Here is a 527-nt window from a genome sequence, read left to right as displayed (position 1 = left end):
AACCGTAGGGGAACCTGCGGTTGGATCACCTCCTTACCTAACGATACGCATTGCGCAGTGTCCACACAGATTGTCTGATAGAAAGTAACGAGCAAATAAGGCCGGGCTGAGAAATTAGTCGGGCTTTAGTACCTTGTTGGGTCTGTAGCTCAGGTGGTTAGAGCGCACCCCTGATAAGGGTGAGGTCGGTGGTTCAAGTCCACTCAGACCCACCAACTCATCCTCATACTGCGTTACAGACACACTCGTTTATAACAATAAACGTCGCGTGACTGCGTTTTGTCTGAGAATGAGTTATGCCGATAAGGTATTTTGCTTTTTATATGGGGCTATAGCTCAGCTGGGAGAGCGCCTGCCTTGCACGCAGGAGGTCAGCGGTTCGATCCCGCTTAGCTCCACCATATAAAAAAACTATTTCAAAATGTACTGCGGTCGCAAGACACAGTGTGTTGTGAAATATTGCTCTTTAACAATCTGGAACAAGCTGAAAATTGAAACAATACAGCTGAAACTTATCTCTCCGTAGA

2 tRNA genes are annotated in these 527 nt (G+C 46.7%); both read left to right on the top strand.

Annotated elements, in window-relative coordinates:
- Positions 1-138 precede the first annotated feature (138 nt).
- A tRNA-Ile gene (locus AEP37_RS24025) sits at positions 139-215 on the top strand.
- Positions 216-325: 110 nt separating this feature from the next.
- Positions 326-401, top strand: a tRNA-Ala gene (locus AEP37_RS24020).
- Positions 402-527 lie beyond the last annotated feature (126 nt).

Source organism: Yersinia pekkanenii (assembly GCF_001152565.1).
GTDB classification, from domain to species: Bacteria; Pseudomonadota; Gammaproteobacteria; order Enterobacterales; family Enterobacteriaceae; genus Yersinia; species Yersinia pekkanenii.
This window is presented reverse-complemented; position numbering and strand designations above follow the sequence as displayed.